Here is a 264-nt window from a genome sequence, read left to right as displayed (position 1 = left end):
TTGTTCTTTAGGCCAATTTTTCTTAAAATCATCTAATGCTTCCTCAAATTTTTCTGCACTTCCTTTATAATCTCTCTTAAAATCGCTGAGTTCTTCTTGATATTTATTTAGCTTTTCTTTGTTTTTCTCAAGGAATTTTAAAACAACATCTCCTGTGGGTTGCGCATCTCCTGTTTTATACTCCTTTTCCAAAATCTTTTGGTTTTCGGTTAGACCAGCATTACCCGTTTTTACCTCAACAATTTTTAATTCACCATCCTCTAT

At 32.6% G+C, this 264-nt stretch carries 1 protein-coding gene; it reads right to left on the bottom strand.

The annotated features are described in order from the left end of the window. Positions 1 to 264 (bottom strand): hypothetical protein (locus tag ACFILY_RS09685; protein WP_375673396.1); only part of this gene is annotated, 264 nt, incomplete at both ends.

The organism is Bartonella sp. CL25QHWL (assembly GCF_042195335.1).
GTDB lineage: Bacteria > Pseudomonadota > Alphaproteobacteria > Rhizobiales > Rhizobiaceae > Bartonella.
The sequence above is the reverse complement of the archived record's forward strand: the minus strand, read 5'-3'. Positions and strand labels throughout refer to the sequence as shown.